24 protein-coding genes are annotated in these 23,712 nt (G+C 69.9%); 10 read left to right on the top strand and 14 right to left on the bottom strand.

The annotated features are described in order from the left end of the window. Positions 1-104: 104 nt before the first annotated feature. Positions 105-1,097, top strand: coding sequence for a hypothetical protein (locus ACF1B9_RS01155; protein WP_391742008.1), 993 nt, complete (start codon positions 105-107; stop codon positions 1,095-1,097). 69 nt (positions 1,098-1,166) lie between these two features. Here the strand turns inward: ACF1B9_RS01155 and ACF1B9_RS01150 are convergent, their stop codons facing one another. Both ACF1B9_RS01150 and ACF1B9_RS01145 read right to left on the bottom strand, forming a co-directional pair. After that, positions 1,167-1,913, bottom strand: a complete 747-nt coding sequence (locus ACF1B9_RS01150; RefSeq protein WP_391742009.1) for a bifunctional DNA primase/polymerase — start codon at positions 1,911-1,913, stop codon at positions 1,167-1,169. Between the two features lie 143 nt (positions 1,914-2,056). Then, complete coding sequence (locus tag ACF1B9_RS01145; RefSeq protein WP_391742011.1) at positions 2,057-2,674, bottom strand: TetR/AcrR family transcriptional regulator; 618 nt, start codon at positions 2,672-2,674, stop codon at positions 2,057-2,059. A 170-nt stretch (positions 2,675-2,844) separates the two neighbouring features. Here ACF1B9_RS01145 and ddaH point away from each other — a divergent pair, with 170 nt between their 5' ends. Next, positions 2,845-3,660, top strand: a complete 816-nt coding sequence (gene ddaH, locus ACF1B9_RS01140) for a dimethylargininase (RefSeq protein ID WP_391742013.1) — start codon at positions 2,845-2,847, stop codon at positions 3,658-3,660. 49 nt (positions 3,661-3,709) lie between these two features. Here ddaH and ACF1B9_RS01135 read toward each other — a convergent pair whose 3' ends face one another. Further along, positions 3,710-4,717, bottom strand: a complete 1,008-nt coding sequence (locus ACF1B9_RS01135; RefSeq protein WP_391742014.1) for a small ribosomal subunit Rsm22 family protein — start codon at positions 4,715-4,717, stop codon at positions 3,710-3,712. A gap of 141 nt (positions 4,718-4,858) precedes the next feature. On the opposite strand from ACF1B9_RS01135, the gene ACF1B9_RS01130 reads away from it, so the two are divergent. Beyond that, the gene (locus ACF1B9_RS01130) at positions 4,859-6,166 is read left to right on the top strand and encodes a hypothetical protein (protein WP_391742015.1); all 1,308 of its coding nucleotides are present in this window, start codon (positions 4,859-4,861) and stop codon (positions 6,164-6,166) included. Between the two features lie 90 nt (positions 6,167-6,256). Here ACF1B9_RS01130 and ACF1B9_RS01125 read toward each other — a convergent pair whose 3' ends face one another. Beyond that, the gene (locus ACF1B9_RS01125; protein WP_391742017.1) at positions 6,257-7,579 is read right to left on the bottom strand and encodes a multidrug effflux MFS transporter; all 1,323 of its coding nucleotides are present in this window, start codon (positions 7,577-7,579) and stop codon (positions 6,257-6,259) included. An 87-nt stretch (positions 7,580-7,666) separates the two neighbouring features. Here ACF1B9_RS01125 and ACF1B9_RS01120 point away from each other — a divergent pair, with 87 nt between their 5' ends. Further along, the gene (locus tag ACF1B9_RS01120) at positions 7,667-8,671 is read left to right on the top strand and encodes a Gfo/Idh/MocA family protein (RefSeq protein ID WP_391742283.1); all 1,005 of its coding nucleotides are present in this window, start codon (positions 7,667-7,669) and stop codon (positions 8,669-8,671) included. Positions 8,672-8,716: 45 nt separating this feature from the next. Here ACF1B9_RS01120 and ACF1B9_RS01115 read toward each other — a convergent pair whose 3' ends face one another. After that, a complete protein-coding gene (locus ACF1B9_RS01115) occupies positions 8,717-10,345 on the bottom strand; it encodes an alkaline phosphatase D family protein (protein WP_391742018.1) in 1,629 nt (542 codons plus the stop codon). 262 nt (positions 10,346-10,607) lie between these two features. Here ACF1B9_RS01115 and ACF1B9_RS01110 point away from each other — a divergent pair, with 262 nt between their 5' ends. From ACF1B9_RS01110 to ACF1B9_RS01100, 3 genes are all read left to right on the top strand, one after another. Then, on the top strand, positions 10,608-11,378 hold the full coding sequence (locus ACF1B9_RS01110) for an SDR family oxidoreductase (protein ID WP_391742019.1): 771 nt from the start codon (positions 10,608-10,610) through the stop codon (positions 11,376-11,378). Between the two features lie 146 nt (positions 11,379-11,524). Then, on the top strand, positions 11,525-11,992 hold the full coding sequence (locus tag ACF1B9_RS01105; RefSeq protein ID WP_376213799.1) for a lamin tail domain-containing protein: 468 nt from the start codon (positions 11,525-11,527) through the stop codon (positions 11,990-11,992). Between the two features lie 80 nt (positions 11,993-12,072). Further along, positions 12,073-12,954, top strand: a complete 882-nt coding sequence (locus ACF1B9_RS01100; RefSeq protein ID WP_391742021.1) for a PhzF family phenazine biosynthesis protein — start codon at positions 12,073-12,075, stop codon at positions 12,952-12,954. A gap of 22 nt (positions 12,955-12,976) precedes the next feature. Here the strand turns inward: ACF1B9_RS01100 and ACF1B9_RS01095 are convergent, their stop codons facing one another. Together ACF1B9_RS01095 and ACF1B9_RS01090 are read right to left on the bottom strand one after the other, a co-directional pair. Continuing rightward, complete coding sequence (locus ACF1B9_RS01095) at positions 12,977-13,906, bottom strand: NAD-dependent epimerase/dehydratase family protein (protein WP_391742023.1); 930 nt, start codon at positions 13,904-13,906, stop codon at positions 12,977-12,979. Beyond that, positions 13,903-14,955 carry a ScbA/BarX family gamma-butyrolactone biosynthesis protein gene (locus ACF1B9_RS01090; protein ID WP_391742025.1) on the bottom strand — a complete coding sequence of 351 codons (1,053 nt, stop codon included), beginning with the start codon at positions 14,953-14,955 and terminating at the stop codon, positions 13,903-13,905. The genes ACF1B9_RS01095 and ACF1B9_RS01090 overlap by 4 nt, the downstream gene beginning before the upstream one ends. Before the next feature lie 133 nt (positions 14,956-15,088). Between ACF1B9_RS01090 and ACF1B9_RS01085 the strand changes: the two genes are divergently transcribed. Next, positions 15,089-15,751 carry a ScbR family autoregulator-binding transcription factor gene (locus ACF1B9_RS01085; RefSeq protein WP_391742026.1) on the top strand — a complete coding sequence of 221 codons (663 nt, stop codon included), beginning with the start codon at positions 15,089-15,091 and terminating at the stop codon, positions 15,749-15,751. Positions 15,752-15,766: 15 nt separating this feature from the next. On the opposite strand, the gene ACF1B9_RS01080 is transcribed toward ACF1B9_RS01085, so the two are convergent. Together ACF1B9_RS01080 and ACF1B9_RS01075 are read right to left on the bottom strand one after the other, a co-directional pair. Then, positions 15,767-16,579: a class I SAM-dependent methyltransferase gene (locus ACF1B9_RS01080; RefSeq protein WP_391742028.1), complete on the bottom strand. Its 813-nt coding sequence runs from the start codon at positions 16,577-16,579 to the stop codon at positions 15,767-15,769. A 99-nt stretch (positions 16,580-16,678) separates the two neighbouring features. After that, positions 16,679-17,599, bottom strand: a complete 921-nt coding sequence (locus ACF1B9_RS01075) for a metallophosphoesterase family protein (RefSeq protein ID WP_391742029.1) — start codon at positions 17,597-17,599, stop codon at positions 16,679-16,681. 392 nt (positions 17,600-17,991) lie between these two features. Here ACF1B9_RS01075 and ACF1B9_RS01070 point away from each other — a divergent pair, with 392 nt between their 5' ends. Further along, a complete protein-coding gene (locus tag ACF1B9_RS01070) occupies positions 17,992-19,146 on the top strand; it encodes a glutathione-independent formaldehyde dehydrogenase (protein ID WP_391742030.1) in 1,155 nt (384 codons plus the stop codon). Positions 19,147-19,344: 198 nt separating this feature from the next. Here the strand turns inward: ACF1B9_RS01070 and ACF1B9_RS01065 are convergent, their stop codons facing one another. The 3 genes from ACF1B9_RS01065 to ACF1B9_RS01055 form a co-directional block, all read right to left on the bottom strand. Further along, complete coding sequence (locus ACF1B9_RS01065) at positions 19,345-19,833, bottom strand: ester cyclase (protein WP_391742032.1); 489 nt, start codon at positions 19,831-19,833, stop codon at positions 19,345-19,347. Between the two features lie 73 nt (positions 19,834-19,906). Then, positions 19,907-20,491 carry an ester cyclase gene (locus ACF1B9_RS01060; protein WP_391742033.1) on the bottom strand — a complete coding sequence of 195 codons (585 nt, stop codon included), beginning with the start codon at positions 20,489-20,491 and terminating at the stop codon, positions 19,907-19,909. A 55-nt stretch (positions 20,492-20,546) separates the two neighbouring features. Next, positions 20,547-21,107: an NADPH-dependent FMN reductase gene (locus tag ACF1B9_RS01055; RefSeq protein ID WP_391742034.1), complete on the bottom strand. Its 561-nt coding sequence runs from the start codon at positions 21,105-21,107 to the stop codon at positions 20,547-20,549. 226 nt (positions 21,108-21,333) lie between these two features. On the opposite strand from ACF1B9_RS01055, the gene ACF1B9_RS01050 reads away from it, so the two are divergent. Then, positions 21,334-21,807 (top strand): MarR family winged helix-turn-helix transcriptional regulator, encoded by a 474-nt coding sequence (locus ACF1B9_RS01050; RefSeq protein WP_391742035.1) that lies wholly within the window; start codon positions 21,334-21,336, stop codon positions 21,805-21,807. Positions 21,808-21,917: 110 nt separating this feature from the next. Here the strand turns inward: ACF1B9_RS01050 and ACF1B9_RS01045 are convergent, their stop codons facing one another. Together ACF1B9_RS01045 and ACF1B9_RS01040 are read right to left on the bottom strand one after the other, a co-directional pair. Further along, positions 21,918-22,781, bottom strand: coding sequence for a class I SAM-dependent methyltransferase (locus ACF1B9_RS01045; protein WP_391795886.1), 864 nt, complete (start codon positions 22,779-22,781; stop codon positions 21,918-21,920). Next, positions 22,778-23,680, bottom strand: a complete 903-nt coding sequence (locus tag ACF1B9_RS01040; RefSeq protein ID WP_391742037.1) for an aromatic prenyltransferase — start codon at positions 23,678-23,680, stop codon at positions 22,778-22,780. The genes ACF1B9_RS01045 and ACF1B9_RS01040 overlap by 4 nt, the downstream gene beginning before the upstream one ends. Positions 23,681-23,712: the final 32 nt, after the last annotated feature.

Raw genomic sequence — 23,712 nt, 5'->3', positions numbered from 1 at the left:
ACGACAACGCCGCGAGGTGCGTGCCCCGGCCCCGCGACGCCGCGAAGTCCGCTGCCCGGCCCTCCCTGTGGGGGCGACGGATCAGAAGGCGCGGAAACCAACGGATGAGAAGCCCGAGGCCGATTCGGCCGGCGGCGGTGCTCGCGACGGTGACGATGCTGTCCTTGACGGCGAGCGGGTGCGTGACGGTGCACGGCGAGCTGGAAGTGGTGCCGGCGGCAACCAGGTCCGAGGCCGCCCGGGCACTGAAGGATTTCACCTCCGCGTACAACGCGGCGGACAAGGCCTACGACCCGGCTCTGGACGCGGACCGGGTCGCGGGCCCGCTCGGCGCGATCAACCAGGCCGGGCTGCGGGCGCGGCAGAAGAACAATCCGAACGGCAACGCGAACCACAAGCCGTTGGAGCTGACCGACGCCAGATATCTCATCCCGAAGAAGGCCGGCTGGCCGCGCTGGTTCCTCGCGGACACCGACTCCAACCGCGACGAGGACACCGGGAAGCTGGACACCCGCTGGCTGCTCGTCTTCGTCAAGTCCGGGCCCGGCGCGGGCTGGAAGACCTCGTATCTGTCGGTCGTCCCGTCGTCCCAGGTTCCCCGCTTCTCGAAGGACGCCGACGGCCGGGCCGAACCGGTGGCCCCGGACGGTCCCGAACTGGCCGTGGCACCGGAGGATTTGAGCACCCGGTACACGGAGTACCTACAGAAGGGCACCCCGGACGTCTTCGCCCCCGGTGCCGCCACTTCGGGCTGGCGGGAGGCGCGCCGTACCACCCGGCGGGCGGGTTTCTCGTACCAGTACATCGATCAGCCGCTGGACGGAGGCACGTTCGCCCCGCTCGGTCTGAGGACGGACGACGGCGGGGCGCTGGTCTTCTTCAGCAGCAAGCACTTCGAACGGCAGACCGCGGCGAAGGGGCTGCGCCCGCCGCTCAACGCGGATGTGGAGGCGCTGCTGACCGGTGAGGTGCGCTCCACCCTCACCAAGGAGCGGGTCTCCAGTCAGCTGGTGTACGTCCCGAAGAAGGGTGCGAAGGACGGCAAGGTGGTCATGCTGAACCGGCTGCCGGGCCTGACGGCGGCGAAGGGTTCGTGACCGGGGCGGAATCGAGCCCCCGCCCAGGATTCGTCCGGGCCGGTCCACCGGACCGGCCGGATCACAGCGCTAGCGGCTCATCGGCCACGCCACCGAGCCCTGGTCGAGATCGCCCTGGTCCGCCGCGTCCGCGTACTGCGCACACGCGTCGGTGAGCGTCTCCAGCAGCGTCAGCGGATCGGGCAGCGGGTTCTCCGGCCCCCGGACCCACTGCACGTCCAGCTCACCGGGAAGCCTCGCCGGCGGCAGGAGTACGTAGCTGCCGCGGCAGTGCCAGCGCAGTCCCGGGTGCTCGTCCATGGTCTCGGGGTGGCAGTCCAGCTCGCACGGCCACCACTCGTCCTCGTCCTCGGGGGTACCACGGGTGGCGGTGAAGAAGAGCATCCGGTCGTCGCCGGACCGGGCGACGGGGCCGACGTCGATGCCCGCGGCGAGGAGCCGCTCCAGTGCCTGGCCGCCCGCGGACAGCGGGACGTCGAGCACGTCGTGGATCATGCCGGTCGCCGTGATGAAGTTGGCCTGACGCTGACTGCGTGCCCAGCGCTCGATCTGGGCCCGGTCGGTGGTGGACTGCGTCTGCCAGGCGAAGGAGATGGGGTGCCGGGCGGGAGTGGGACAGCCGATGCGTTCACAAGAACATCGGTAGCCGACCGGGTGGGCGGCGGGCGCGATCGGCATTCCGGCCTCGGCGACGGCCAGGAGCAGCGCCTCCCGGGCGGTGTCGTCGACCTCGCGCTGCTGCGGTTTGGGTCGGCGGCGAAGCCATTGGGAAAATTTGCTCTCGGAGCCGCGATAACGGCCGAAATCGGCGCCCATCTATCCCCTTACCTCTGCGTTGCCCCTGTCCATCGTCCCACCATCCTGCGCCTCGGGTGGCCGGAGTCCCGAAGCGGGGTACGGCAGACAGCGCGATGAGCTGGGCGCTATCACGCTTCTTGTCATGAAATGACGGGTGCGTCTCAGTGCGGTGTCAGCCCGCGCAGGGTGTAGTCGACGACCGTGTCCACGTACGCGTGGGTGAGCGGGAGGGTCCGCAGCAGCCAGCGGTGGGTGAGCGGTCCGACGAGGAGTTCCAGGGCGATCCGCGGGTCGACGTCGGCGCGCACCTGGCCCGCCTCCTGGGCGGCGCGCAGCCGTGCGGCGTACAGCTGGAGCGACGGGTCGAGGAGCTTCCGGACGAATTCGGCACCGAGCCGCGGGTCGACGATCCCCTCGGCCGCCAGCGCCCTGGTCGGCGCCTCGAAGGCGGGGTCGGTGAGCTCGTCGACGGTGGCCCGCAGCACGGCCCTGAGGTCGGCCGCGAGATCACCGGTGTCCGGAATTCCCTGGGCCGCGCCCCCGCCGCTCCGCTCGGCGGCCCGGTCGCCGAGGGCGACGAAGGCGTCCAGGAGGACGGCCGCCTTGGAGGGCCACCACCGGTAGATCGTCTGTTTCCCGACGCCGGCCCGTGCGGCGATGGCCTCGATGGTGGTCCTGGGGTAGCCGACCTCACCGACCAGGCCGAGAGCCGCGTCATGGATCGCGCGGCGCGAGCTCTCGCTGCGGCGGCTGGAGTCGGGCGGCCTGTTCTCTGCCATGCCGGTCAATCTAGCAGCGGCACGAGCCGATACGTATCGTCTCGTCATTGTCAGGAACCACCCGATCGGATCACTGCACAACCGGCCCCGGAGAGCGGACCATGGGCTCACGCACACACCCGTGCGAAGTCCCCGCAGGCCACCCCTGCCGTGTTCGTGAGGAGCCTTCATTGCCTCGTGAAGCCACACCCCGCCGTTACCTGATGTGCGCTCCCGCCCACTTCAGGGTGACGTACTCCATCAACCCCTGGATGGACCCCAGCAAGCCCGTGGACCTCCCTCTGGCCCAGACCCAGTGGGAGGACCTGCGCGACCGCTACCGCACCCTCGGGCACACCGTGGAACTGCTCACTCCCCGGCCCGAGCTGCCCGACATGGTCTTCGCCGCCAACGGCGCCACCGTCGTCGACGGCCGCGTCCTGGGTGCCCGGTTCGCGTACCGGGAGAGGTTCGAGGAGGCGGAGGCCCACCGTGAGTGGTTCCGGGCCGACGGCTTCACCGAGATCCACGAGCCGGCCCACGTCAACGAGGGCGAGGGCGACTTCGCGGTCACCGCGTCGTACCTCCTGGCCGGTCGGGGCTTCCGGTCCAGCCCGCTCTCGCACGACGAGGCGCAGGAGTTCTTCGGCCGCCCGGTGATCGGGCTCGATCTGGTCGACCCGCGCTACTACCACCTGGACACGGCGCTGTGCGTGCTCGACGAGGCGGGGGACGAGATCATGTACTACCCGGGTGCCTTCTCGCCGGGCAGCCGGTCGGTGCTGGCGCGGCTCTTCCCCGACGCGCTGATCGCCGGGGAGGCGGACGCGGCGGCGCTCGGCCTGAACGCGGTGAGCGACGGGCTCCATGTGCTGCTGCCGCAGGCGGCCACCGGGCTCTTCGATCCGTTGCGGGCACGCGGCTTCGAGCCCGTGCCGATGGATCTGGGCGAGCTGCTGAAGGGCGGCGGCAGTGTGAAGTGCTGCACGCAGGAGCTGCGCGGGTAGGGGTTGTCCCGTAGCCGGCCCGTGCGGCGGTTCGGTCGTCCGGCGGGCCTCAGTCGCCGGAGCGGCCCGCGTCGTGCGGCGGCCACGCGTCGCCCCACGCGATGTCCCGGGCGGCCCGGTACAGCTCGCCGTGCCGCTTGGTCACCGTGGCGCGCCGCAGCGCCTCGTCACGGGTGCACAGGTCCAGCAGTACCTGCCCCTTGCGGATCTGCGGTTTGCGGGTGACCCGCGCCCGGACGGGCTCCGTCCCGAAACGGGTCGCCACGACGTAGCTGAACTTCTCGTCCTCGTACGGCAGCGAGCCGCCCTTGACCTGCCGGTGCAGCGAGGACCGGCTGACCCGGGCCGAGAAGTGGCACCAGTCCGTGCCCGGCTCGATGGGGCAGGCGTCGTCGTGCGGGCACGGGGCGGCGACCTTCAGCCCAGCGGCGATCAGCCGGTCGCGGGCCTCGATGATCCGGGCGTAGCCGTCCGGGGTGCCCGGCTCGACCACCACGACCGCCTGTGCCGCGGCCGCCGCGGTGTCGACGAGGCCGGTGCGGACATCCGAGGTCAGTTCCTTGAGTACGTAGGAGATGGTGACGAGGTCCGTGGGGGCGAGGTCGAGGCCCGCGCCGATCCGGGCCCGGCGCCACTCGGCGGCGCGCAGGGCGGGGATGCCGGAGAGCGCGGCCAGTTCACGGCCGAGGGCGAGTGCGGGCTCGGCCCAGTCCAGGACGGTCGTCCGCGGCCCCTCCCAGGCCCCTGCCACGGCCCAGCTCGCCGCTCCGGTACCGCCGCCGATGTCGGTGTGCGTGGCGGGCGCCCAGTCCGGGGCGGCCTCCTGGAGCGCGGCGAGGGCAGCTCGTACGGCTTCGAAGGTCGCGGGCATCCGGTACGCGGCGTACGCGGCGACGTCGGAGCGGTCACGGAGCACCGGGGCGTGGGTGGGGGTGGTCCCGCGGTAGTTGGCGATGAGCCGGTCGACGGCCTGGGCGGCCTGCTTGGGCGGCAGCCCGTCGAGCAGTCCGGCCAGCGCCGCGCGCAGGGCTTCCGCGGTGGGGAGGGTGGCGTTCACCGACGAATTGTAGGCGCAGGACACCTGCCCGCTTCCGGCCCGGCACCGGTGGTGAACAACAATGCCGGCGAACTGCCGCGAGCCCTGCGCCAGTTGCTACGCTGACCGGCGCGAGGTCGGGATCGCCCATCGAGGGAAACCATGAGACAGAAGATCGTGCGCCTGGTTCTGGTCGGCGGAGTTCTCCTGCTTGCCATGCTTCTTCTGCTGGCCACCTGCGGCAGCGGTGAGAAGAGCTCCGACAAGTCGAAGAAGCAGGTGAGGACGAGTGCGTCCGCGGTGACGCGGCTCACCGTTCCCTCCGTGTTCGCGCCGGAGCGCGGCTGGGAGCTCATCGGCACCTCGCCCGACTACGCGATCTCCCGGACGACGGGCGCTCTCGCCTACCTGGCGCGGGTCTCGGAGGGCAAGTACCAGCTGCGGACCATCGACTCGGAGACCGGAGAGGCGGGCTGGCACGGAGAGGCGTGGCGGCCCCCGTCCCCGCAGCACTTCCCGAAGCTCGTCCCGGTCACCGTGGGCGACCACGAGTACTTCGTGACATGGGCGTACGGGAAGGTCGGCGAGAACGCACTGACCCCCGCCGACACGATCGTCTCGCTGGATGTCTACAACGTGCAGGACGGCTCCCGGCGACGCGTCGAGGTGCCGTGGAACTCCGTGCCGACGGTCTCCACCACCGGCCCCGGCATCCTCATCAGCGACGGCCGGACGAACAGCGCGGTCGTCGACCCGGTGACCGGCCGGGTGTCCACGGTCACCGCCCCCGCGCTCAAGTACCCGAAGGGCTGCACGAGCTGCAAGCAGCTCACCGAGGTGCTCGGCATGACGGAGAAGGGCCTTCTCGTCAGCGGGGCCAAGGAGTTCTGGGTGCAGGGCGGCTGGTTCAGCCGCAATATCGCCCCCAAGGGCACCGACCGGCTCAGCGGCATCCCGACCTCGGTGATCCCGGGCATGGTGCTGGCGAAGTGGCAGCTCGCGAAGGGGGCCAAGCGCGCCACCACCCACGACCTGTGGACGGTGCACGACGTGGAGACGGGCAAGCCGCTCGCCTCGGTGGAGTGCAGCAAGCCCGCGATCAAGCCGGGCCAGTACCCGCAGCTCGTCTCCGCGCCCTCGGGGAACTTCCTGGTGGCCGGGCCGCTCGCCTTCGACCTGCTGACCAAGCGGGGCTTCTGCTTCGAGGGGACGGACGGCACGAAGCCGCTGACGCTGGCGTCGGTGAACGACGACGGCATCGCGTACGGCGCGGCGAACGCCCGCAACGCGGCGGACGTACTGGCCGGCGGCGGCACCCCCGTCGCGGTCGCGATCAGGAGCGGCACGACGGGGGCCCTGCCCTCGAACCAACTGGTCCCGGGCGAGGTGACATCGGACGGTGTCGGTCTGTTCCACTGGACGGACGAGAAGGACCGCCCGCATCTGATCGGCTACCCGAGCGCCCATTAGGGCCTCTCGTCCGGATCGTGCCGGGCGGATCCGGACGAAAGACCCCAGGTCCTGTCCGGCCGTACGGAAACCCGCTCGCGCCGCACCCCGCTACGCCGCCCGCTGCCAGGGCCGGCACAGCCCCAGGAAGCAGGCCATCGCGCCCGCCGCGCACACCAGTTGCACGAGCGCCATCGGGACGGCCGTGTCCTCGCCCGCGATCCCGACGAGCGGCGAGGCGACGGCTCCGATCAGGAACGACGACGTGCCGAGCAGCGCGGAGGCGGACCCGGCCGCGTTCTTCGTACGCATCAGGGCCTGCGCGTTCGTGTTCGGCATCGCGAGCCCCATCGCCGACATCAGCACGAAGAGACCGGCCGCCACCGGGACCAGCCCCACGTCCCCGAAGACCCCGGAGGTCATCAGCAGCAGCGCGGCCGAGGCCAGCACGATGACCGAGAGGCCGAAGGCGAGCGCCTTGTCCAGGCTGACCCGGCCGACCAGCACCTTGCCGTTGATCTGGCCCACGACGATCAGGCCGACCGAGTTGATCCCGAAGAGCAGGCTGAACGTCTGCGGCGAGGCCCCGTAGATCTCCTGCACCACGAACGGCGAGGCGCTCACGTACGAGAAGAGGGCGGCGAAGGCGAGGCTGCCCGCGATCATGTAGCCGGTGAAGACCCGGTCGGCGAGCAGCCCGCGCATGGTGCGCAGCGCGTCGCCGATGCCGCCGGTGTGCCGGTCCTGCGGCGGCAGGGTCTCGTGCAGCCACTTCCAGACGATCAGGGTGAGGGCCACGCCGACGACGGTGAGGACGGCGAAGATCCCCCGCCAGTCGGTGAACCGCAACACCTGGCCGCCGATCAGCGGGGCGACGACCGGCGCGACGCCGGAGATCAGCATCAGGGTGGAGAAGAACCTGGCCATCTCCACGCCGTCGTACATGTCGCGCACCACCGCGCGGGCGATGACGATCCCCGCCGCACCGGCCAGACCCTGCAGGAGACGGAAGCCGATGAGGAGTTCCGTGGTGGGGGCGAAGACACAGATCGCGGTCGCGACGACGTAGATGATCATGCCGAGGAGCAGCGGCCTGCGTCTGCCCCACCGGTCGCTCATCGGTCCGACGACGACCTGTCCGAGCGCCATGCCGGTGAGGCAGGCGGTGAGGGTCAGCTGGACGGTCGCGGCGGAGGCGTGCAGGGAGTCGGTGACCGCGGGCAGCGCCGGAAGGTACATGTCCATGGAGAGCGGCGGCAGCGCGGTGAGGCCACCGAGGACCAGGGTGACGAGGAGTCCGGTGCGCCGGGCCGCTTCGGTGGCGGCCGGATTCCCGGGAGGTGCGCCGGTGGCCGCGGGCTCCTCGGCCCCGGTCCCGGTGGTCGATATGTGCGTGCGTTCCTGCTGGGCCCGGCTTGCGCCGCTCTCCGGCATTCTCATCTCCATGTCATTGAATCCGCCTCTATGCTCTCAGCTCAGCCGCACTGGTCGAGACCTTTTTGGGGAGCAGTCATGACAGGCATGAGCAGGTCCGTGCGTTGGGGCGTACTGGCGACCGGCGGCATCGCCGCGACGTTCACCGAGGATCTGCGGGCGATGCCGGACGCGGAGGTGGTGGCCGTCGCATCCCGTACGGACGCCTCGGCGCAGGCGTTCGCGCAGCGGTTCGGGATACCCCGGGCGTACGGCAGCTGGGCCGCTCTCGCCGCCGACGACGAGGTCGACGTGGTGTACGTCGCGACGCCGCACTCGGCGCACCGGGAGGCGGCCGCCCTCTGCCTGGAGGCCGGCAAGCACGTGCTGTGCGAGAAGGCGTTCACGCTCAACGCGCGGGAGGCGGGCGAGCTGGTGAAGCTCGCCCGGGACCGCGGTCTCTTCCTGATGGAGGCCATGTGGACGTACTGCAACCCGGTCATCCGGCGCATGACGGAACTCGTCCGGGACGGCGCCATCGGCGATATCCGCACCGTGCAGGCCGACTTCGGCTTCGCGGGCGACTTCGGCCCCGGACACCGGCTGCGCGACCCGGCGCTGGGCGGGGGCGCGCTGCTGGACCTCGGGGTCTACCCGGTGTCGTTCGCCCAACTGCTGCTGGGCGAGCCGGACCGGGTGCAGGCCGACGCGCTGCTCTCCCCGGAGGGCGTCGATCTGAACACGGCCATGCTGCTGAGCTGGTCGCAGGCGGGCGCCTCGGCGCTGCTGAACTGTTCGATCGTCGGGGACACCCCGGTCACCGCGGCGATCACCGGGACGAAGGGACGGATCGACTTCCCGCACGGTTTCTTCTATCCGGAGCGCTTCGTGCTGCACCGGCCGGGACAGGAGCCGGAGGAGTTCACGGCGGGGGCGGCGGGGGCGGGGCTGCGTGGGATGCAGTTCGAGCAGGCGGAGGTGGCGCGGGCGCTGCGGGCGGGCGAGACGGAGTCGCCGCTGGTGCCGCTGGACGGTTCCCTGGCCGTGATGCGGACGCTCGACGCGGTGCGTGACCGCATCGGCGTCCGCTACCCGGCCGACGACCTCGACTGACCGGGACCTCTGCGCGCGGGGCCTCGGAGGAGCTCGCACAACCTCTTACGCGGGCGTGAGGCCCTGGTTGCCCACCTCCGTGACGAACGATCCGGCCGTCGTGACGGGCGCGCCGGGTGTGGTGACGGCCGACACCGTGCGGTAGTCGGCACGCGCCCGCTCGCGGCCCAGTGTGATGACGGCGTAACCGCGACGGCCGTTGAAGAACTTCATGTGCGGATTGGCCCGCATCTGGTTGTTCCAGGCGGCCGGCTTGTCCGAGCCGTTCTTGCCGCTGGTGATGGACGTGGCGACGATCTCCGTGCCGACGGTGCGGGACGACGGGTCGTCGAAGTCCTGCTTCAGGTCGAAGCCGTAGCCGACGTGCACATCGCCGGTCAGCACCATCAGGTTGTGGATCCCGGCGGCCTCGGCCCCCTTCAGGACCCGGTCGCGGGAGGCGGGGTAGCCGTCCCACGCGTCCATGGACAGCTTGAAGGCATCGGTGGGCACATCGCGCCGCTGGGCGAAGGTGACCTGCTGCGGTACGACGTTCCAGGTGGCCCGCGAGGCATGCCAGCCGCTGAGCAGCCAGCGTTCCTGGGCGGCGCCGGTCATGGTGCGCAACGGGTCCTCGGACTCCGGTCCCGGCTTCTGCCAGCCGTCGCCGTACGCCTGGTCACTGCGGTACTGGCGGGTGTCGAGGATGTCGAACTGGGCGAGGGCCCCGAAGTGCAGGCGCCGGTAGAGCCTCATGTCGGGACCGGTCGGCCGCTGCGGGATGCGCAGCGGCTGGTTCTCCCAGTACGCCCGGTAGGCGGCGGCGCGCCGCAGCAGGAACTCCTCGGGCGGGACGTCGTTCTCGGGGGTGTCGCCCGCGTAGTTGTTCTCGGTCTCGTGGTCGTCCCAGGTGACGACGAAGGGGTGCGCGGCGTGGGCGGCGCGCAGATCGGGGTCGGCCTTGTAGAGGCCGTACCGCAGCCGGTAGTCCTCCAGCGTGACCGTCTCCTTGTCGAAGTGGGCGGGGAGCGTGGGGTCGGTGTGGTTGCGGGCGCCGCCGGTCGCGTTGACGGCGTACTCGTAGAGGTAGTCGCCGAGGTGGAAGACGACGTCCACGTCCTCCCGGGCGAGGTGCCGGTACGCGGTGAAGTAACCGTCGTGGTAGGCCTGGCAGGATACGGCGGCCAGGCTCAGGGTGCTGTTGCGGGCGCCGCGGGCGGGCGCGGTGCGGGTCCGGCCGACGGGGCTGGTCCATGCCCCGGTGCGGAAGCGGTAGTAGAAGACGCGGTCGGCTTCGAGGCCCTTGACCTCGACGTGGACGCTGTGGTCGAACTCCGGGTGGGCGGTGGCCGTTCCGCGCCGGACGATGCGGGAGAAGCGCTCGTCGCGGGCGAGCTCCCAGCGCACCTGGACGCGGGCCCGGGGCAGTCCGCTGCCGGGCTCGTACGGTCGCGGGGCGAGTCTCGTCCACAGCAGGACCGAGCCGGGCAGCGGGTCGCCGGAGGCGATGCCGAGCGTGAACGGGTCGTCGCTGATCCTCCGGGCGTCCAGCTCGGCGGCGCTCGCGGTGCCCGCGGCCGGCAGACCGACCGAGAAGGCGAGCGCGGCGGCGGCACCGGTGACGGTGAGGAAACGGCGGCGTCCGACGTGCCTGGCGGCGTCGCGCATCTCCTGCTGGTGCGATGAGTACGTCATCTGTCCCTCCCCTGGCTGGTGGTGTGCTCGGAAAGTCCACCGGTCCAGCACATCGAACTGTTGTCGTGTTCGCGTCGTCCCGGCGTCGCGCGGATGAGGAACGCGGCAGGAATGGATCCACGAGGCAAAGCGCGCATACAGGACGGGAACCATGATCATCATCGCGCGCCGCGCGAAGTGCGAACCCGCCGCCCCGCACACCTTCTTGACCCCATGTGGCCCCACGCGACCCGCGGAACGCGAAGGCGTACGCTGCGGCGCCATGAGCAACAAACTGTTGAACGACTCGAAGACGGCGGTCGTGACGGGCGCGGGCTCCGGAATCGGCCGCGCGGTGGCGCTCGCGCTGACCGGCGCCGGCTGGTCGGTGGCACTCGCGGGCCGACGCCCGAAACCCCTCGCCGAGACCGCCGCACTGGCCGGGGAGAAGGCCCGGGTGATCACCGTCCCCGCCGACGTCTCCCGCCCCGAGGACGTGGCCGCCCTCTTCTCCTCGGTGCGGGAGTGCTTCGGCCGCCTCGATCTGCTCTTCAACAACGCGGGCACGTTCGGCCCGCATTCCGTCCCGGTCGAGGACGTCTCGCTGGAGGACTGGCGCGCGGTGGTGGACGTGAACGTGACGGGCGCGTTCCTGTGCGCGCAGGCCGCGTACCGGCTGATGAAGACACAGGACCCGCAGGGCGGCCGGATCATCAACAACGGTTCGATCTCCGCCCACGCGCCGCGCCCCCACTCGGTCGCCTACACCACGACCAAGCACGCCATGACGGGCCTGACGAAGTCGCTGTCACTGGACGGCCGTCCGTACCGGATCGCCTGCGGCCAGATCGACATCGGCAACGCCGCCACGGACATGACCGAGCGAATGCGGACAGGCACCCTTCAGGCCAATGGCGAACTGGCGGTGGAGCCCGTGATGGCGGCGGCGGACGTGGCCCGGACGGTGCTCCACATGGCGGAGCTGCCCCTGGAGGCGAACATGCAGTTCGCGACGGTCCTGGCGACGACCATGCCGTACGTGGGACGCGGCTGACGGATCCGCCCGAACCGAGCGCCCGGCGCGGGCGGTTGCCGCCGGACGACCGCACCTCGGCCGGATTGCGCTCCTTCCGTCCGAACAGGTGCGCGCTGCCCTTATGATCACAGTTCTTCACCAGAACTCCACGCAAGGATCACAGCATGCGCATACCCACCGCGGCACCGCTCGCCCTGGCCGCCGCCACCGCCCTGGCCGGCTCGCTGCTCCTCACGGCCCCGGCCTCGGCCGCCTCGCACAAGGGCGGGCTGCACCTCGGCAGGATCCAGTACGACAGCCCCGGCAAGGACACCCGCACCAACGCCTCCCTCAACGCCGAGTGGGTGGACATCCACAACAACGGCAAGTCGAAGCTGCAGCTCAAGGGGTACAAGCTCAAGGACAACACCGGCTACACGTACACCTTCGGCAGCTACACCGTCGGCGCGGGCAAGACCGTCAAGGTCCACACGGGCAAGGGCCGGAACGGGTCGGGCCACGTCTACTGGAACCGCGGTTCGTACGTCTGGAACAACACCGGTGACAAGGCCCGGCTGATCAAGCCGAACGGCAAGCTCCAGGACTCCTGCTCCTGGACCAGGTCGGACAAGGGCGTCAAGAACTGCCACTGAGCCCGGCGACCGCGGCCCGGGGCGCCCGTCCGGCCCACCGGCCGGGAATGCCCCGGGCCGCGGCGGAGTTGACCTTCGGCATGACCCAGAACTCAGCCACCGGGATCCTGCGCTACACCGCCTTCTCCACCGACCCCGAGGGCGGCAATCCGGCAGGGGTCGTCCTCGACGCGTCCGGCCTCGACGACGCGGCGATGCTCGCCGTAGCGGCGGACCTGGGCTACAGCGAATCGGCCTTCCTGACCGGGCGGTACGAGCCCGGTGACGAGGAGCCGGCCGCCGCCCGGGGGTACACGATCCGCTACTTCAGCCCGAAGGCCGAAGTCCCGTTCTGCGGCCACGCCACCGTGGCGACCGCGCTCGCACTCGCCGAGCGCGACGGCCCAGGCGATCTGGTGTTCAGCACCCCCGCGGGCACGGTCCCGGTCACCGTCACCCAGGAGGGCACCGAACTCCGCGCCACCCTCACCAGCGTCGAACCGGACGTCTTGGACATCGCCCCGGACGACCTGGCGGAGGCGCTCGCCGCCCTGGACTGGCCGGCCGCCGATCTCGACCCGGCCCTGCCGCCCCGGATCGCCTACGCGGGCGCCCGCCACCTGGTGCTGGCCGCCGCGACGCGTGAGCGCCTCGCCGACCTCCGTTACGACTTCGCGCGCCTCGAAGCCCTGATGCACCGGCTGGACCTGACCACCCTGCAGCTGGTGTGGCGGGCAGCGCCGGACGTCTTCCACGTCCGCGACCCTTTCCCGGTCGGCGGTGTGGTCGAGGACCCCGCCACGGGTGCGGCGGCGGCCGCCTTCGGTGCCTATCTGCGAGCCCTGGAACTCGTCCCCAACGCCTCGGTCGTCACCCTTCACCAGGGCGAGGACATGGGCCGTCCCGGCACCCTCACGGTCGAACTGCGGGCGGGCGACGCCCGGGTGCGGGTGAGCGGCACGGGCACCCGGATCAGGGACTGACGCGGGCACGCCCCGCGGGCGGTCACCGGCCGAGGTGCCCTCGGTACCACGGGGCGTACCGGGCGAACGCGGCCGTGAACCCCTCGCCCGGCTCCCAGTCGAAGTCCTGGCCGACCCGTTCGTCCGTGAACCAGTGGTCCACGGCGAGCATGCCGAGGTGGTGCAGGGCGTACGGGACACCGGCGAGCCGTTCACGGGCCGTGTCCACGTCGACGCCCGTGGCTCCCCAGGGCAGCCGCAGCCCGTCGACGACCGTGGACAGCAACTGCGAACAGCTCACCGGTTCGGGGTGGTTGACGTGGTAGACCCCGGCCGTCTCCTTCGGGGAGAGCGCCGCACTCAGCAGCGCCCTGCCCAGCGACCGGACGTCGATCATCGAGTGCCGCGCCTCGCACCCGGTCAGACCGGCCGAGAGCTGCCGGAGCAGCCCGACCAGTCCGGGCACGGCCCAGCGGTCCCCGGCCCCGTACACGATGTGCGGGCGCACGACGGCGCCGCCGGCCGCGAGGACGTGCCGCTCGGCGGCGGCCCGGGTCATGCTGGTGGCCGAGGCCGCGGCGGGCTCGGCCTGTCCGGGCCGCAGCCGGGTGAACGGCCCCCGGCCGTAGACGGATGCCGTGCTCAGATGGATGATCCGGGTGACCCCGCAGCGGGCCGCCTCTTCCATCAGCGCACGAGTTCCTTGATCGTTCACGGACCGGGCGGTCGGTTCGTCACCGCCGATCGAGGAGGCGCAGTGGATCAACGCGTCGACGCCCTCGCAACTGCCGTGCAGCGTCGCGGGATCGGCGAGATCCCCGTAGACCGTCTCGGCGTCGGGCCCGGTGGGTGCGGCGAGGACGGTCCGGTGGGTCATCAGACGCAGCCGGAGACCGGGGACGGACCGGGCCTCGGCCACCACGTGGCCGCCGATGAAACCGGTCGCTCCGGTGATGAGTATGCGCGATGTCATGACGGGTCATTCTGCCGGTCGTCCCGCCGGCTCCCTCGATCGCCCACCACATCGTGGCGCGGGTCCGGGGATTCGAGGGTGCAGCTGAAGACCGTCTCACCGTCCTGTGTCGCCGAGACCCGCACCCCGGCCGCCGTGCGGTCGCCGGCCGGCACGAGCCGGGCCTCGACCCAGCACGGGCGGTCGAGTTCCACGTACCGGACGAAGTCCGTCCGCACCGAAACCGGGAGGAAGTAGCGGCCCGGGGTGACGGCGACGGCCGCCTGACGGGCCGCCTCCAGCAGCAGAATGCCCGGCACATGGTCGTTGGGCCGGGCGAAGAGCGTCGGATGCGTGGTGTCGAGCCGAAGCTGCCAGACGTTGTGCCGCGACGTCGGCGCCAGGACGACGTCGCGCTCATCGGTCCTGCCCACCTCGCCCGGCGCGACGGCGGGCAGGAGGGGTATCGGGGCACCGATGACGTGCTGCCGGTCGCCCCGCAACCTGCCGTACACCCTGGCCGAGGTGCAGCTGATACGTCCGCCGCCGCTGGCGAGAACGGTGCCGAGGCGGTGCAGGAGCAGTTCGACGTGCATGGAGCCGATGCTCCGGCCGCGCCGCCGGATCCGGGAGCAGGACACGTCCACGGTGATGTCCCAGGGCGCCTCCCCCACCAGCAGCTGATCGGGCTCGGAGACGTACGCCAGCTCCCACATCACGAACTGGTCCCCCATCGGGACGTCGAACGCCGCGTGCCCCAGGAGCATCGTCGTCTGACGCATGGTTTCCGCGATCAGCAGCGGGTCCTGGTGGCGGCCCGACACGGGGGCGAAGAAGCGGTGCGCGTGCGGCCAGCGGGCCGACACCGAGAACTGGGTCTCGGTCTGCCGGGTCCAGCCGGTGGGAAAGATGTCCTCGCCATCGGACCGGTGGACCAGCGGCCCCAGGAGATCCGTCTCGGCCCGTCTCCCCCTCGATGCCGCCCCCTCCGCTCCGGGGACCCCGGTGGATTCGGCGGACCCGACACCCTCCACGGAGGACGAAGCACTGTGCGAGGTGAGCTGAACCATGAATTTTCCTCCCAGAGGATCCATACCGGGAGGGCAGGCAGCCCCCGCAGTAAGATACTGACAGTCCGGTTTTCCTATCCAGCCATATCCCAGTGGTGCTGACCACGCCACGACTGAGAGAGACTCGTAGCTGATGGCACAGCAGGCGCGCGCGATCCAGACTCGACGGTCGATCCTGGTGGCGGCCGCCGCCGTTTTCGATGAACGCGGCTACAGCAGCGCCACCATCAGCGAAATCCTCGCGCGTGCGGGTGTCACCAAGGGTGCGCTCTACTTCCATTTCACCTCGAAGGAAGACCTGGCTCTCGGGGTGATGGATGTGCAACTGGACAGTGATCCACCGCCCCCGCAACTGACGAAGCTTCAGGAATTGGTGGATCAGGGCATGCTGCTCGCCCACCGGCTCCGCCATGAACCGCTGGTGCGCGCCAGCGTGGGACTGGCCATGGACCAGGCGGTGGAGGGGCTCGACCGGGGCACCCCGTTCCGCGCCTGGATAGACCGGCTCGAACATCTGCTGACCGCCGCGGGGAGCCAGGGCGAGCTCCTGCCGCACGTCAACCCCCGCGAGACCGCCGAAATGCTGGCCGGCTCCTTCTCGGGCATTCAGGCGATGTCCCAAGCCCTCTGCAAGCGCGAGGACTTGGGCCGACGGATCTCGGTCCTGCTGCACTACGTGCTGCCGAGCATCTCGACCCCGGCGGTGCTGGCCACGCTCGACATGGCCGAGGACCGGGGCGAGCGTTTGATCAGCACCATGGGGTCGGTGCCCAGCCAGGCCGGCGCGCCGGGCTGACGGAGGGGAGCCGGGTCAGCGGGCGCGGGCGAGGAAGATGTCGGTGGCCTGGTGCACGTCGATGCCGCCGCCGTGCGCGTCGAGCAGCCGGCCGATCTCGTCCAGCGCCTGCGCCCGGCTCTCGGCGGGCAGCCCGCGATAGGCGGAGAGCGAGTCCAGATGGCGGAGGTACCGCTCGGTTCCGTACCGCAGATCCCGCCCGAACCGGACCGAACGCAGCTCGGTGAAGCGGCCGTCGCGGCGGCATTCCGCCTCCGGCCAGCGCCGGTCCCAGCTCCCCGGCTCACCGCCCAGGAGGTCACGGGCCAGGAATCGGTGCGGGGAACCCTTCACACCGTGGCGGGCACCGATGTCCGCCAGTGCGGCACGCAGGCCTGCGTCATGGATTCCGTGCGGACCGAAGATCAGCGCCGTCGCCCCGCCGGGCGCGAGAGCGGCGTGCACCAGGTCCCAGCGCCGCTCGCGGTCCAGCCAGTTCCAGGCCGAGGCGGCGAACAGCAACCCGTGGCGCCGACCGCCCGGTTGCCACTGCTCGAAGTCGCCGACCTCGATCCGGACGTTCGGATGTCCGGCGGTGTTGCGGCGCAGCACCTCGGCCATGCGTGCATCGGGTTCGACGCACACCAGTGGAACCCCCCGTGCGGCGAACGGCACCGTGGCCTTGCCGGTGCCCGCGCCGACCTCCACGGCCCCGCGGTCCCCCAGGTCCGCGTACGCGAGCACCTCGGCGGCCATCGACTCCGCGTATCCGGAGCGGCCGGCGTCGTACGCCTCGGCCACCTCGCCGAAGACCATCCTGCGGGTGTGACGGTGTTCTTCTGAGGTCACGGGGCCCCTCCGCTCGTCGATCGGCAGCCGGGTCACCCTACCCAGGAGACGTCCTCGGAAGCTGGAGGACGAGCTCGGGACGGAACGGAACGCGGAGTTCTACGGTTCGCCGGGCCCCCGGGAAGTCATGAAGTCATGGCCCACGGCCGGATCCGGCGCGGTGACGCCCTCGTCGTACGGGAGGATCCGCCGCAGCAGTCCCCTGGGATGGCCCCGTTGGCGCCACTCCCTGGGGTAGCCGATGGAGACCTCCTCGAAGCGCACCCCGTCGTACCAGGTCGTACGGGGGATGTGCAGATGTCCGTAGACCATGGCCGCCACATTGAAGCGCCGGTGCCAGTCGGCGGTGAGCTCGGTGCCGCACCACTGGGCGAACTCGGGATACGTCAGGACGTCCATCGGCCGGCGGACCAGGGGCCAGTGGCCGGCGACGACCAGCGGAATCTCCGGATCGTGTGCGGCCAGGCGCCGCTCCGTCTCCGCCACCCGCGCCCGGCACCAGGCATCACGGCTCGGGTACGGGTCGGGGTGCAGCAGGAACTCGTCGGTGCACACCACCCCCGTCCCCCGCGCATACGCCAGGGACTCCTCCTTGGTCGTCGTGCCCGGCGCCCGGAAGCTGTAGTCGTAGAGCACGAACACGGGCGCGACGGCCACCGGCCCCTCGGGACCGGGCCACAGCGGGTAGGGGTCCTCCGGAGTGGTCACGCCAAGGCCCCGGCACAACTCGACCAGATGCTCGTATCTTTCCTGGCCTCGCAGCTGCACGCGGTCGTGCTTGGTCGTCCACAGCTCATGGTTCCCCGGGGTCCAGATCACCTGCGCATAGCGGCCTGCGAGCAGCCGCAGTGCCCATGCGACGTCCTCGACCTGCTCCGCGACATCACCGGCGACGATGAGCCAGTCCTCGTCCGATTCCGGCCGCAGGGACTCGGTGATGGGACGGTTGTCCGTCACCCCGACGTGGAGGTCGCTCACCGCCAGCAGAGACCCGCGTCTTCCATCGGCACGATCGGTCATGGAGAACCTTTCCCTGGGAACGCCTGAACCAGATGGTGCCCCATGAGGCGGCCCGGCACAGCAACCCCTGTTCGGCTGTCGCGCCTGTGTCGCAGGTGATTCCCGCACGACAACGTGATCACCGCACTTTCCCGGGTTGACATGCAGTACCCCGGTGGGACGCTTGAAGGGGTTGCCCGGCAGGGCCGTACCTCCAGGCTGTGACCGGCGAGTCGACGGAACCAGGTCGGCCGGTGGCGACGCGCGGCTCACGGTGATTCTTCTCGCCGCCTCCGCTTCTTTCGATGAGGGTTTCTCCGAGAATTCATGCCGGTACCGCGCAGGTACAGAAATCACAGGCCATGAATCCCTTAGATCGAGATTCGGAACGCCGAAAAGAAGGAGAGTCACCCATGAAGGCGCTGGTGTACGACGGACCGCATTCGGTGAGCGTGAAGGACGTGCCGGACGCGAGGATCGAGCGGCCGACGGATGTGCTGGTGAAGATCACTTCCACGAACATCTGCGGGTCGGACCTCCACATGTACGAGGGGCGTACGGACATGGAGACGGGGCGTGTCCTGGGCCACGAGAACATGGGTGAGGTCGTCGAGGTCGGCGACGGTGTGGACCGGGTCAGGGTGGGGGACCTGGTCTGTCTTCCGTTCAACATCAGTTGCGGTTTCTGCCGCAACTGCGACAGGGGACTGACGGCGTTCTGTCTGACGACGCCCGTGGATCCCAAGATGGCCGGTGCCGCGTACGGCTTCGCGGGGATGGGCCCGTACAACGGTGGTCAGGCGGAGTTCCTGCGGGTTCCGTACGGCGACTCCAATTGTCTGGTGCTCCCGGAAGAGGCCCGGGAGAAGCAGACCGATTACGTGATGCTGTCCGACATCTTCCCGACCGGCTGGCACTGCACCGAACTCGCCGGTGTGCAGCCGGGTGAGACCGTCGTCATCTACGGTGCCGGCCCCGTCGGCCTGATGGCGGCGCTGTCGGCGAACCTCAAGAGTGCCGCGAAGGTGATGGTGGTGGACCGTCATCCTGACCGGCTGCGTCTGGCCGAGGAGATCGGCGCGATCCCCATCGACGACTCCAAGGCCTCACCGATCGACCAGGTCAACGAGCACACCAACGGGCTGGGCGCGGACCGCGGGTGCGAGTGCGTGGGCTACCAGGCTCACGACGCGCAGGGGCGCGAGCACCCGAATCTGACGCTGAACAACCTGGTGCACTCGGTGAAGTTCACCGGCAGCATCGGGGTCGTGGGTGTCTTCCTGCCCCATGATCCCGGCAGTCCGGACAAGCTGTACAAGGAGGACGGCGAGGTCGCCTTCGACTACGGCCTGTACTGGTTCAAGGGCCAGTCGATGGGCACGGGTCAGGCAAACGTCAAGGCCTACAACCGCCAGCTGTGCGCGTTGATCGAGCAGGGCAAGGCGAAGCCTTCGTGGATCGTCTCCCACGAGCTGCCGCTGGACCAGGCGCCCAGCGGCTACCAGCACTTCGACGCCCGGGACGACGGCTGGACCAAGGTCGTCCTCCACCCCGACGGCACCGGCTGAACGCGGCCCGGTCACCCTTCGGTCTGCCGCCCGAGGGCGACCGCGAAGGGGCTCGTCGTTCCACGACGAAGAATCCGTCCCGACCTGTCACAGGTCGGGACGGCAGACGAGTCGGGCTGTACGCCGGGTATTGGCCCTGCCTCCGGGCCTTTCCTGGCCCGGTGGGACCCCGGCTCGCTGGGCCTGATGGTGGAGCGGCTACGCCGCCAGCTCCTGGAGGAAGGCCGTGAAGTCTGCGTCGGACCAGTGCTCGATGATCTTCTGGTCCTCGACCCGGTCGACCGTGGTCGCGGTGAAGGACGCGTACCGCCCGGTCGGGGGGTGGTCGAGGAACTGTCCGGTGTGGTGTCCGCCCAGGAGCCAGCGGGTCGCCACCTTGTCGCCCTCGGCGAGCTGGTCGAACACCGTGATGGCGAGGTCGTCGAAGGCCGCGACCAGCTTGCTGTCGAACTCCAGCCAGGACTGCCGGTCGAAGCCCGGCACGTGCATCACGGCGTCCGGGTGGATGTAGCGGTCCCAGGTTGTCGGCAGGTCGCGCAGGCGATAGCTCTCGTAGAACTCCCTCACGATGTGCTTCGCCCTGTCGCCGCTCGCGACAGCGAAGGAGGGGCCGGCGGACGCGAGCGCCAGCGCGCCCCCGGAGAGTGTGCCGCCGACGAGCGCGCGTCGGCTGATGAGCTGCTTCATGTGTTGCCTCCTGGTCGGTTCTTCGAGTGTGTGCCGCGCCTGCCGCGCACAGGACCATGCCGATGACGAGCTGTCAGTCGGTCTCGCCGCGGAGTATCTGCAGGAACCTGCCGAAGTTCCCCTCCGACCAGTGCTCGACGGACTGGCCGTGCACCACGCGGTCGATGGAGATGCCGCTGAGGTGGACCTCGCGGCCGGACGGGGGGATTCCCAGGACCGTTCCCGTGTGGATGCCGCCGAGGCTCCAGCGGGTGACCACCTTGGTGCCCTCGGCGATCTGGTCGAACACTTCCAGCCGGTAGCCGGTGAGTGCCGCCTTCAGTTCGAGGTCGCCCGCGATCCAGGCCGAGCGCTCGTCGGGGCCGTCGAACCCGTGAAGGACGAGGTCCTTGGAGACGTAGCGCTCGAATCCGGCGGCCAGGTCCCCGTTGTAGCTGGCGTAGAACCCCGCGGCGACCTGTCGTGGCGAGAGGCGGGATCCGGGCGACTCGGACAGGTCGCCGTGTGATCCCCGGTTCTGCGCCTCGGCCGGTGCGGCGGCGCCGACGAGCGCCGCAGCGGCACCGAGGCCGGTGAGGGCGCCGACCACCCTGCGCCGGCTGGTACCGGGGCCGGCAGTGGGGGCGGATGCGGCTCGGGAGGACTTCTTGGCGGTCATCTGACCTCCTGGTGAGGGAGTGACTCCTGGCGGGCGAGTTGTCGGGAGCGCGCGGTCACCGGGTGCGCAACGGGGCGAGTGCTTCGGCCCAGGCGATGACCTGGTCGAGGGTGGTGGCGAGGGCGTCGCGCTGGGCGTCGATGGGCTTGAAGACGCTGAAATCCTCGAAGTCGTGGAAGAGGGAGAGGGCGACCTGCGAGCGCACGTCGGCCAGCTGGATTTCACCGGCGACGAGCCGCAGGTGCTCCACGGCGCGGGTGCCGCCGACTGAGCCGTAGCTGACGAAGCCGACGGACTTGTTGGCCCACTCGGCGTGGAGGTAGTCGATGACGTTCTTCAGCGCGCCGGGCACCGAATGGTTGTACTCGGGGGTGACGAACACGAAGCCGTCGAAGGACGCGATCTTCTGCGCCCAGGCCAGGGTGTGCGGCTGGGTGTACTGGCCCATCGACGCCGGGTACGGCTCGTCGAGCAGCGGGAGCTTGTAGTCCAGCAGGTCGACGAGTTCGAACTCGGCGTCGGTGCGCCGGGCGGCGTTCTCGTGCACCCAGCGGGCGACGGCCTCGCCGTTCCGTCCCGGGCGGGTGCTTCCGAGAATGATGCCGATCTTGGTCATGGTGGCCTCACCGTTCTCTTCCTGGGCTGCTCGAACCTGAGCAGTCGGGCATCTACTTGCTCCGTCAAGCATTTACTTGACGCAGCAAGTACATACGAAGTCTCTTGACCCGTCAAGGACTCTGTCGATGGCGATGGGGTGTGACGAGGCGAGGTGGAGACGGGGTGGAGGTGAGGCTGGTTCGCACTCCTATCTCCTTGACCTGTCAAGGAGATAGGGTGGGGAAATGCCCTCCGACCAGCAGCCACCGCAGCCCCTCGACGCGAGCGAGGAGGCGTTTGTGCGTGAGCTGAGCCGCGTCATGCTGGCGCTGCCCCGTGCGGTCGACGCCGACATCGTGCGGGAAGCCGGACTCCCGCTCTCCGAGTACACGCCCCTGATGCACCTGTCCGAGGTGCCGGAGAGATCGATGCGGATGAGCGAGCTCGCGGCGGCCTGCAACCTCTCCCTGAGCGGGATGACCCGCGTCGTCACCCGGCTGGAGAAGCAGGGCTGGGCCGAGCGCACCAAGTGCGCCCAGGACGGGCGGGGTTGGAACGCCGTCCTGACCGACGCCGGCCTCGCCCGCCTCGAACAGGCGTGGCCGACGTTCCTGGTCAGCGTGCGGCGGCATCTCATGGACCACTTCAGCGGCCAGGACCTGACTCGACTCACCGCAACGTTCCGGCGCGTCGCGACCCCCGAAGGCGAACCCGACTGACACCCGGCCCATCCCGCAGCCCCTCGATCGAGGCGGAAAACGGGCAACGACCGACCGGCCGCAGCACGGTGCCTGTCCCGGGCCCTGCCGGTAAGCCCGGAGTGCTGTCGTCAGAGTGGGTACGGGAGTTGGCCCCAGCAGGAGATGACCATCCACGCCACGTCGTTGAAGCCGGGTCGGTCCAGGTGCGCGATGCCCTTCTCGATCTCCCTCGCGGTCATCAACCCGGTCTCGATGAGGGCCGGGGCGGTCCGGGCGAAGCACAAGCGCCAGAAATCGTCCTCCTTGTCGCCGTTCCCGCACACCCCGACTCGGACCGACATCTGGATGCCGGTCAGTCCACAGGCGGCCATCGCGGCGGGGACGCGCCTGGCCCATGAACTGTCCGTGCCCTGCGTCTGCTCGAGGAGCCTCTCGCAGCCCCGCAGAAGCGAGGCGAATTCAGGGTAAGGGGAGATTTCGGGCGGCATGTAGGTCGGATCCTCGATCACGACCCAGCCTCCGGGTGCAAGCCATGATGTCATTCGGCCCAGGACCTTGTCCGGGGCGGGCAGATGGGTCAGTACCGCCCGGGCGTGGACAAGGTTCTGGGACCTGGCCGGAAAGTCGTCCCGGGTCACGTCGTGCCGGAGAGTGGTGAGGTTGGCGCGCGTGGGCATCCCTTGGAGAAGCCCGATGTCCAGATCCGTGGCGACCACGTGTCCCTGCGGGCAGCGCGATGCGAGCCATTGGGCGATCGAGCCGCTGCCCGCTCCGACTTCGACGCAGCACCAATCCGCTTCGATCCCCAGTTCCTCAAAAATGCCGATGGCCGTGGGGTCACTCAGTTGCTCGAGCAGACGGAGCCGTTCACGCTCTCCATGTCTCCCGTGGCCGAGTACACCTGCCTCGTACAACGGCCTGTCCTGGCCATCGCGCCGGCTCTCGGGCCGAGACGCCCGGGGGGTTTCCGCGGGCGTGCCGTCCGTGCTCACAGGGTCCTGGTCGGGTCGGTCATGGGGCTGTTCCATTCCCTCATGAGGGGCACCAGACGCCCGCAGTAACTGCGTTCTGCCTTGATGTAGTTGTTACCCTTCCCGAACGACCAGGCCACCGCGTTCATCTCCTCGTCGTCGTACGACGGGGCCGACGCGAAAAAGGCTGTCAGCCTCTCACCGACGCGAGGGAACCGTCCGGCAGGAAGCTTCAGCGCGTAGAAGGCGATGCGCTCCACTTCGCCGGTGTCGATCGACATCGTGACGGAGAAGGTGAAACCGTTCGGTGCCGTGAAGTTGGCCATGTCGTCGAATACCGCCGCTTCCGGAAGACCGCTCTTCACGAGGGACAGGAGGCGTTCGCACTCATCTGGCGTGATGGCCTTGGCCGTACGGAAATACAGGTTGGCTGTGTCATGTTGGTAATCCACCGCGACATGGCGGACGGACTTCAGTCCCAGATCGCGGAAGAGTCCTTCGTGCCGATGGATGGACCGAGGAACACCCGGATTTCCGAGGATCTCCTCCATCGGGCGCAGACCACCCAGGTACACCCACGTCTTGACGAGCCCCCGTGCGGCATCGAAGTCGCACAATTCAGTCGAACTACCCCGGTAGAGGGAACTCCAGGCGGATATCAGATCAGCTGCCCTGTTGTCGGCACTCAGCAGACCGCCCCGGACGGCTGTTCCGACAGTATCCGTCTGCTTCCTCTCGTAGAAGCGGTAGTTCAGCGCCCCACCGGGCTTGTCCGTGGTCCGCCACAGGACGGCCCCCTCCCGAAAGCTTCGGCCGTATATGTCCAGGACCTGACGTGTCGCGGACTCCGAATAGAACGGAGCGGTTCCCACACCTCTGCGGATCTCGTGGATGATCTGCCGGAGCCTGTCCGGGGGCATCAGTCCTGCACCCACCGCACCGATGCCCCCGC

Source organism: Streptomyces sp. NPDC014727, assembly GCF_043083485.1.
Classification (GTDB): Bacteria; Actinomycetota; Actinomycetes; order Streptomycetales; family Streptomycetaceae; genus Streptomyces.
The sequence above is the reverse complement of the archived record's forward strand: the minus strand, read 5'-3'. Positions and strand labels throughout refer to the sequence as shown.

Bases quoted from the DNA above. Each gene is read 5' to 3' on its own strand.
- ACF1B9_RS01155 (WP_391742008.1), top strand. From the start codon at position 105: ATGAGAAGCCCGAGGCCGATTCGGCCGGCGGCGGTGCTCGCGACGGTG.
- ACF1B9_RS01150 (WP_391742009.1), bottom strand. From the start codon at position 1,913: ATGGGCGCCGATTTCGGCCGTTATCGCGGCTCCGAGAGCAAATTTTCC.
- ACF1B9_RS01145 (WP_391742011.1), bottom strand. From the start codon at position 2,674: ATGGCAGAGAACAGGCCGCCCGACTCCAGCCGCCGCAGCGAGAGCTCG.
- ACF1B9_RS01130 (WP_391742015.1), top strand. From the start codon at position 4,859: ATGAGACAGAAGATCGTGCGCCTGGTTCTGGTCGGCGGAGTTCTCCTG.
- ACF1B9_RS01125 (WP_391742017.1), bottom strand. From the start codon at position 7,579: ATGCCGGAGAGCGGCGCAAGCCGGGCCCAGCAGGAACGCACGCACATA.
- ACF1B9_RS01120 (WP_391742283.1), top strand. From the start codon at position 7,667: ATGAGCAGGTCCGTGCGTTGGGGCGTACTGGCGACCGGCGGCATCGCC.
- ACF1B9_RS01115 (WP_391742018.1), bottom strand. From the start codon at position 10,345: ATGACGTACTCATCGCACCAGCAGGAGATGCGCGACGCCGCCAGGCAC.
- ACF1B9_RS01110 (WP_391742019.1), top strand. From the start codon at position 10,608: ATGAGCAACAAACTGTTGAACGACTCGAAGACGGCGGTCGTGACGGGC.
- ACF1B9_RS01105 (WP_376213799.1), top strand. From the start codon at position 11,525: ATGCGCATACCCACCGCGGCACCGCTCGCCCTGGCCGCCGCCACCGCC.
- ACF1B9_RS01100 (WP_391742021.1), top strand. From the start codon at position 12,073: ATGACCCAGAACTCAGCCACCGGGATCCTGCGCTACACCGCCTTCTCC.
- ACF1B9_RS01095 (WP_391742023.1), bottom strand. From the start codon at position 13,906: ATGACATCGCGCATACTCATCACCGGAGCGACCGGTTTCATCGGCGGC.
- ACF1B9_RS01090 (WP_391742025.1), bottom strand. From the start codon at position 14,955: ATGGTTCAGCTCACCTCGCACAGTGCTTCGTCCTCCGTGGAGGGTGTC.
- ACF1B9_RS01085 (WP_391742026.1), top strand. From the start codon at position 15,089: ATGGCACAGCAGGCGCGCGCGATCCAGACTCGACGGTCGATCCTGGTG.
- ACF1B9_RS01075 (WP_391742029.1), bottom strand. From the start codon at position 17,599: ATGACCGATCGTGCCGATGGAAGACGCGGGTCTCTGCTGGCGGTGAGC.
- ACF1B9_RS01070 (WP_391742030.1), top strand. From the start codon at position 17,992: ATGAAGGCGCTGGTGTACGACGGACCGCATTCGGTGAGCGTGAAGGAC.
- ACF1B9_RS01065 (WP_391742032.1), bottom strand. From the start codon at position 19,833: ATGAAGCAGCTCATCAGCCGACGCGCGCTCGTCGGCGGCACACTCTCC.
- ACF1B9_RS01060 (WP_391742033.1), bottom strand. From the start codon at position 20,491: ATGACCGCCAAGAAGTCCTCCCGAGCCGCATCCGCCCCCACTGCCGGC.
- ACF1B9_RS01055 (WP_391742034.1), bottom strand. From the start codon at position 21,107: ATGACCAAGATCGGCATCATTCTCGGAAGCACCCGCCCGGGACGGAAC.
- ACF1B9_RS01050 (WP_391742035.1), top strand. From the start codon at position 21,334: ATGCCCTCCGACCAGCAGCCACCGCAGCCCCTCGACGCGAGCGAGGAG.
- ACF1B9_RS01040 (WP_391742037.1), bottom strand. From the start codon at position 23,680: ATGCCCCCGGACAGGCTCCGGCAGATCATCCACGAGATCCGCAGAGGT.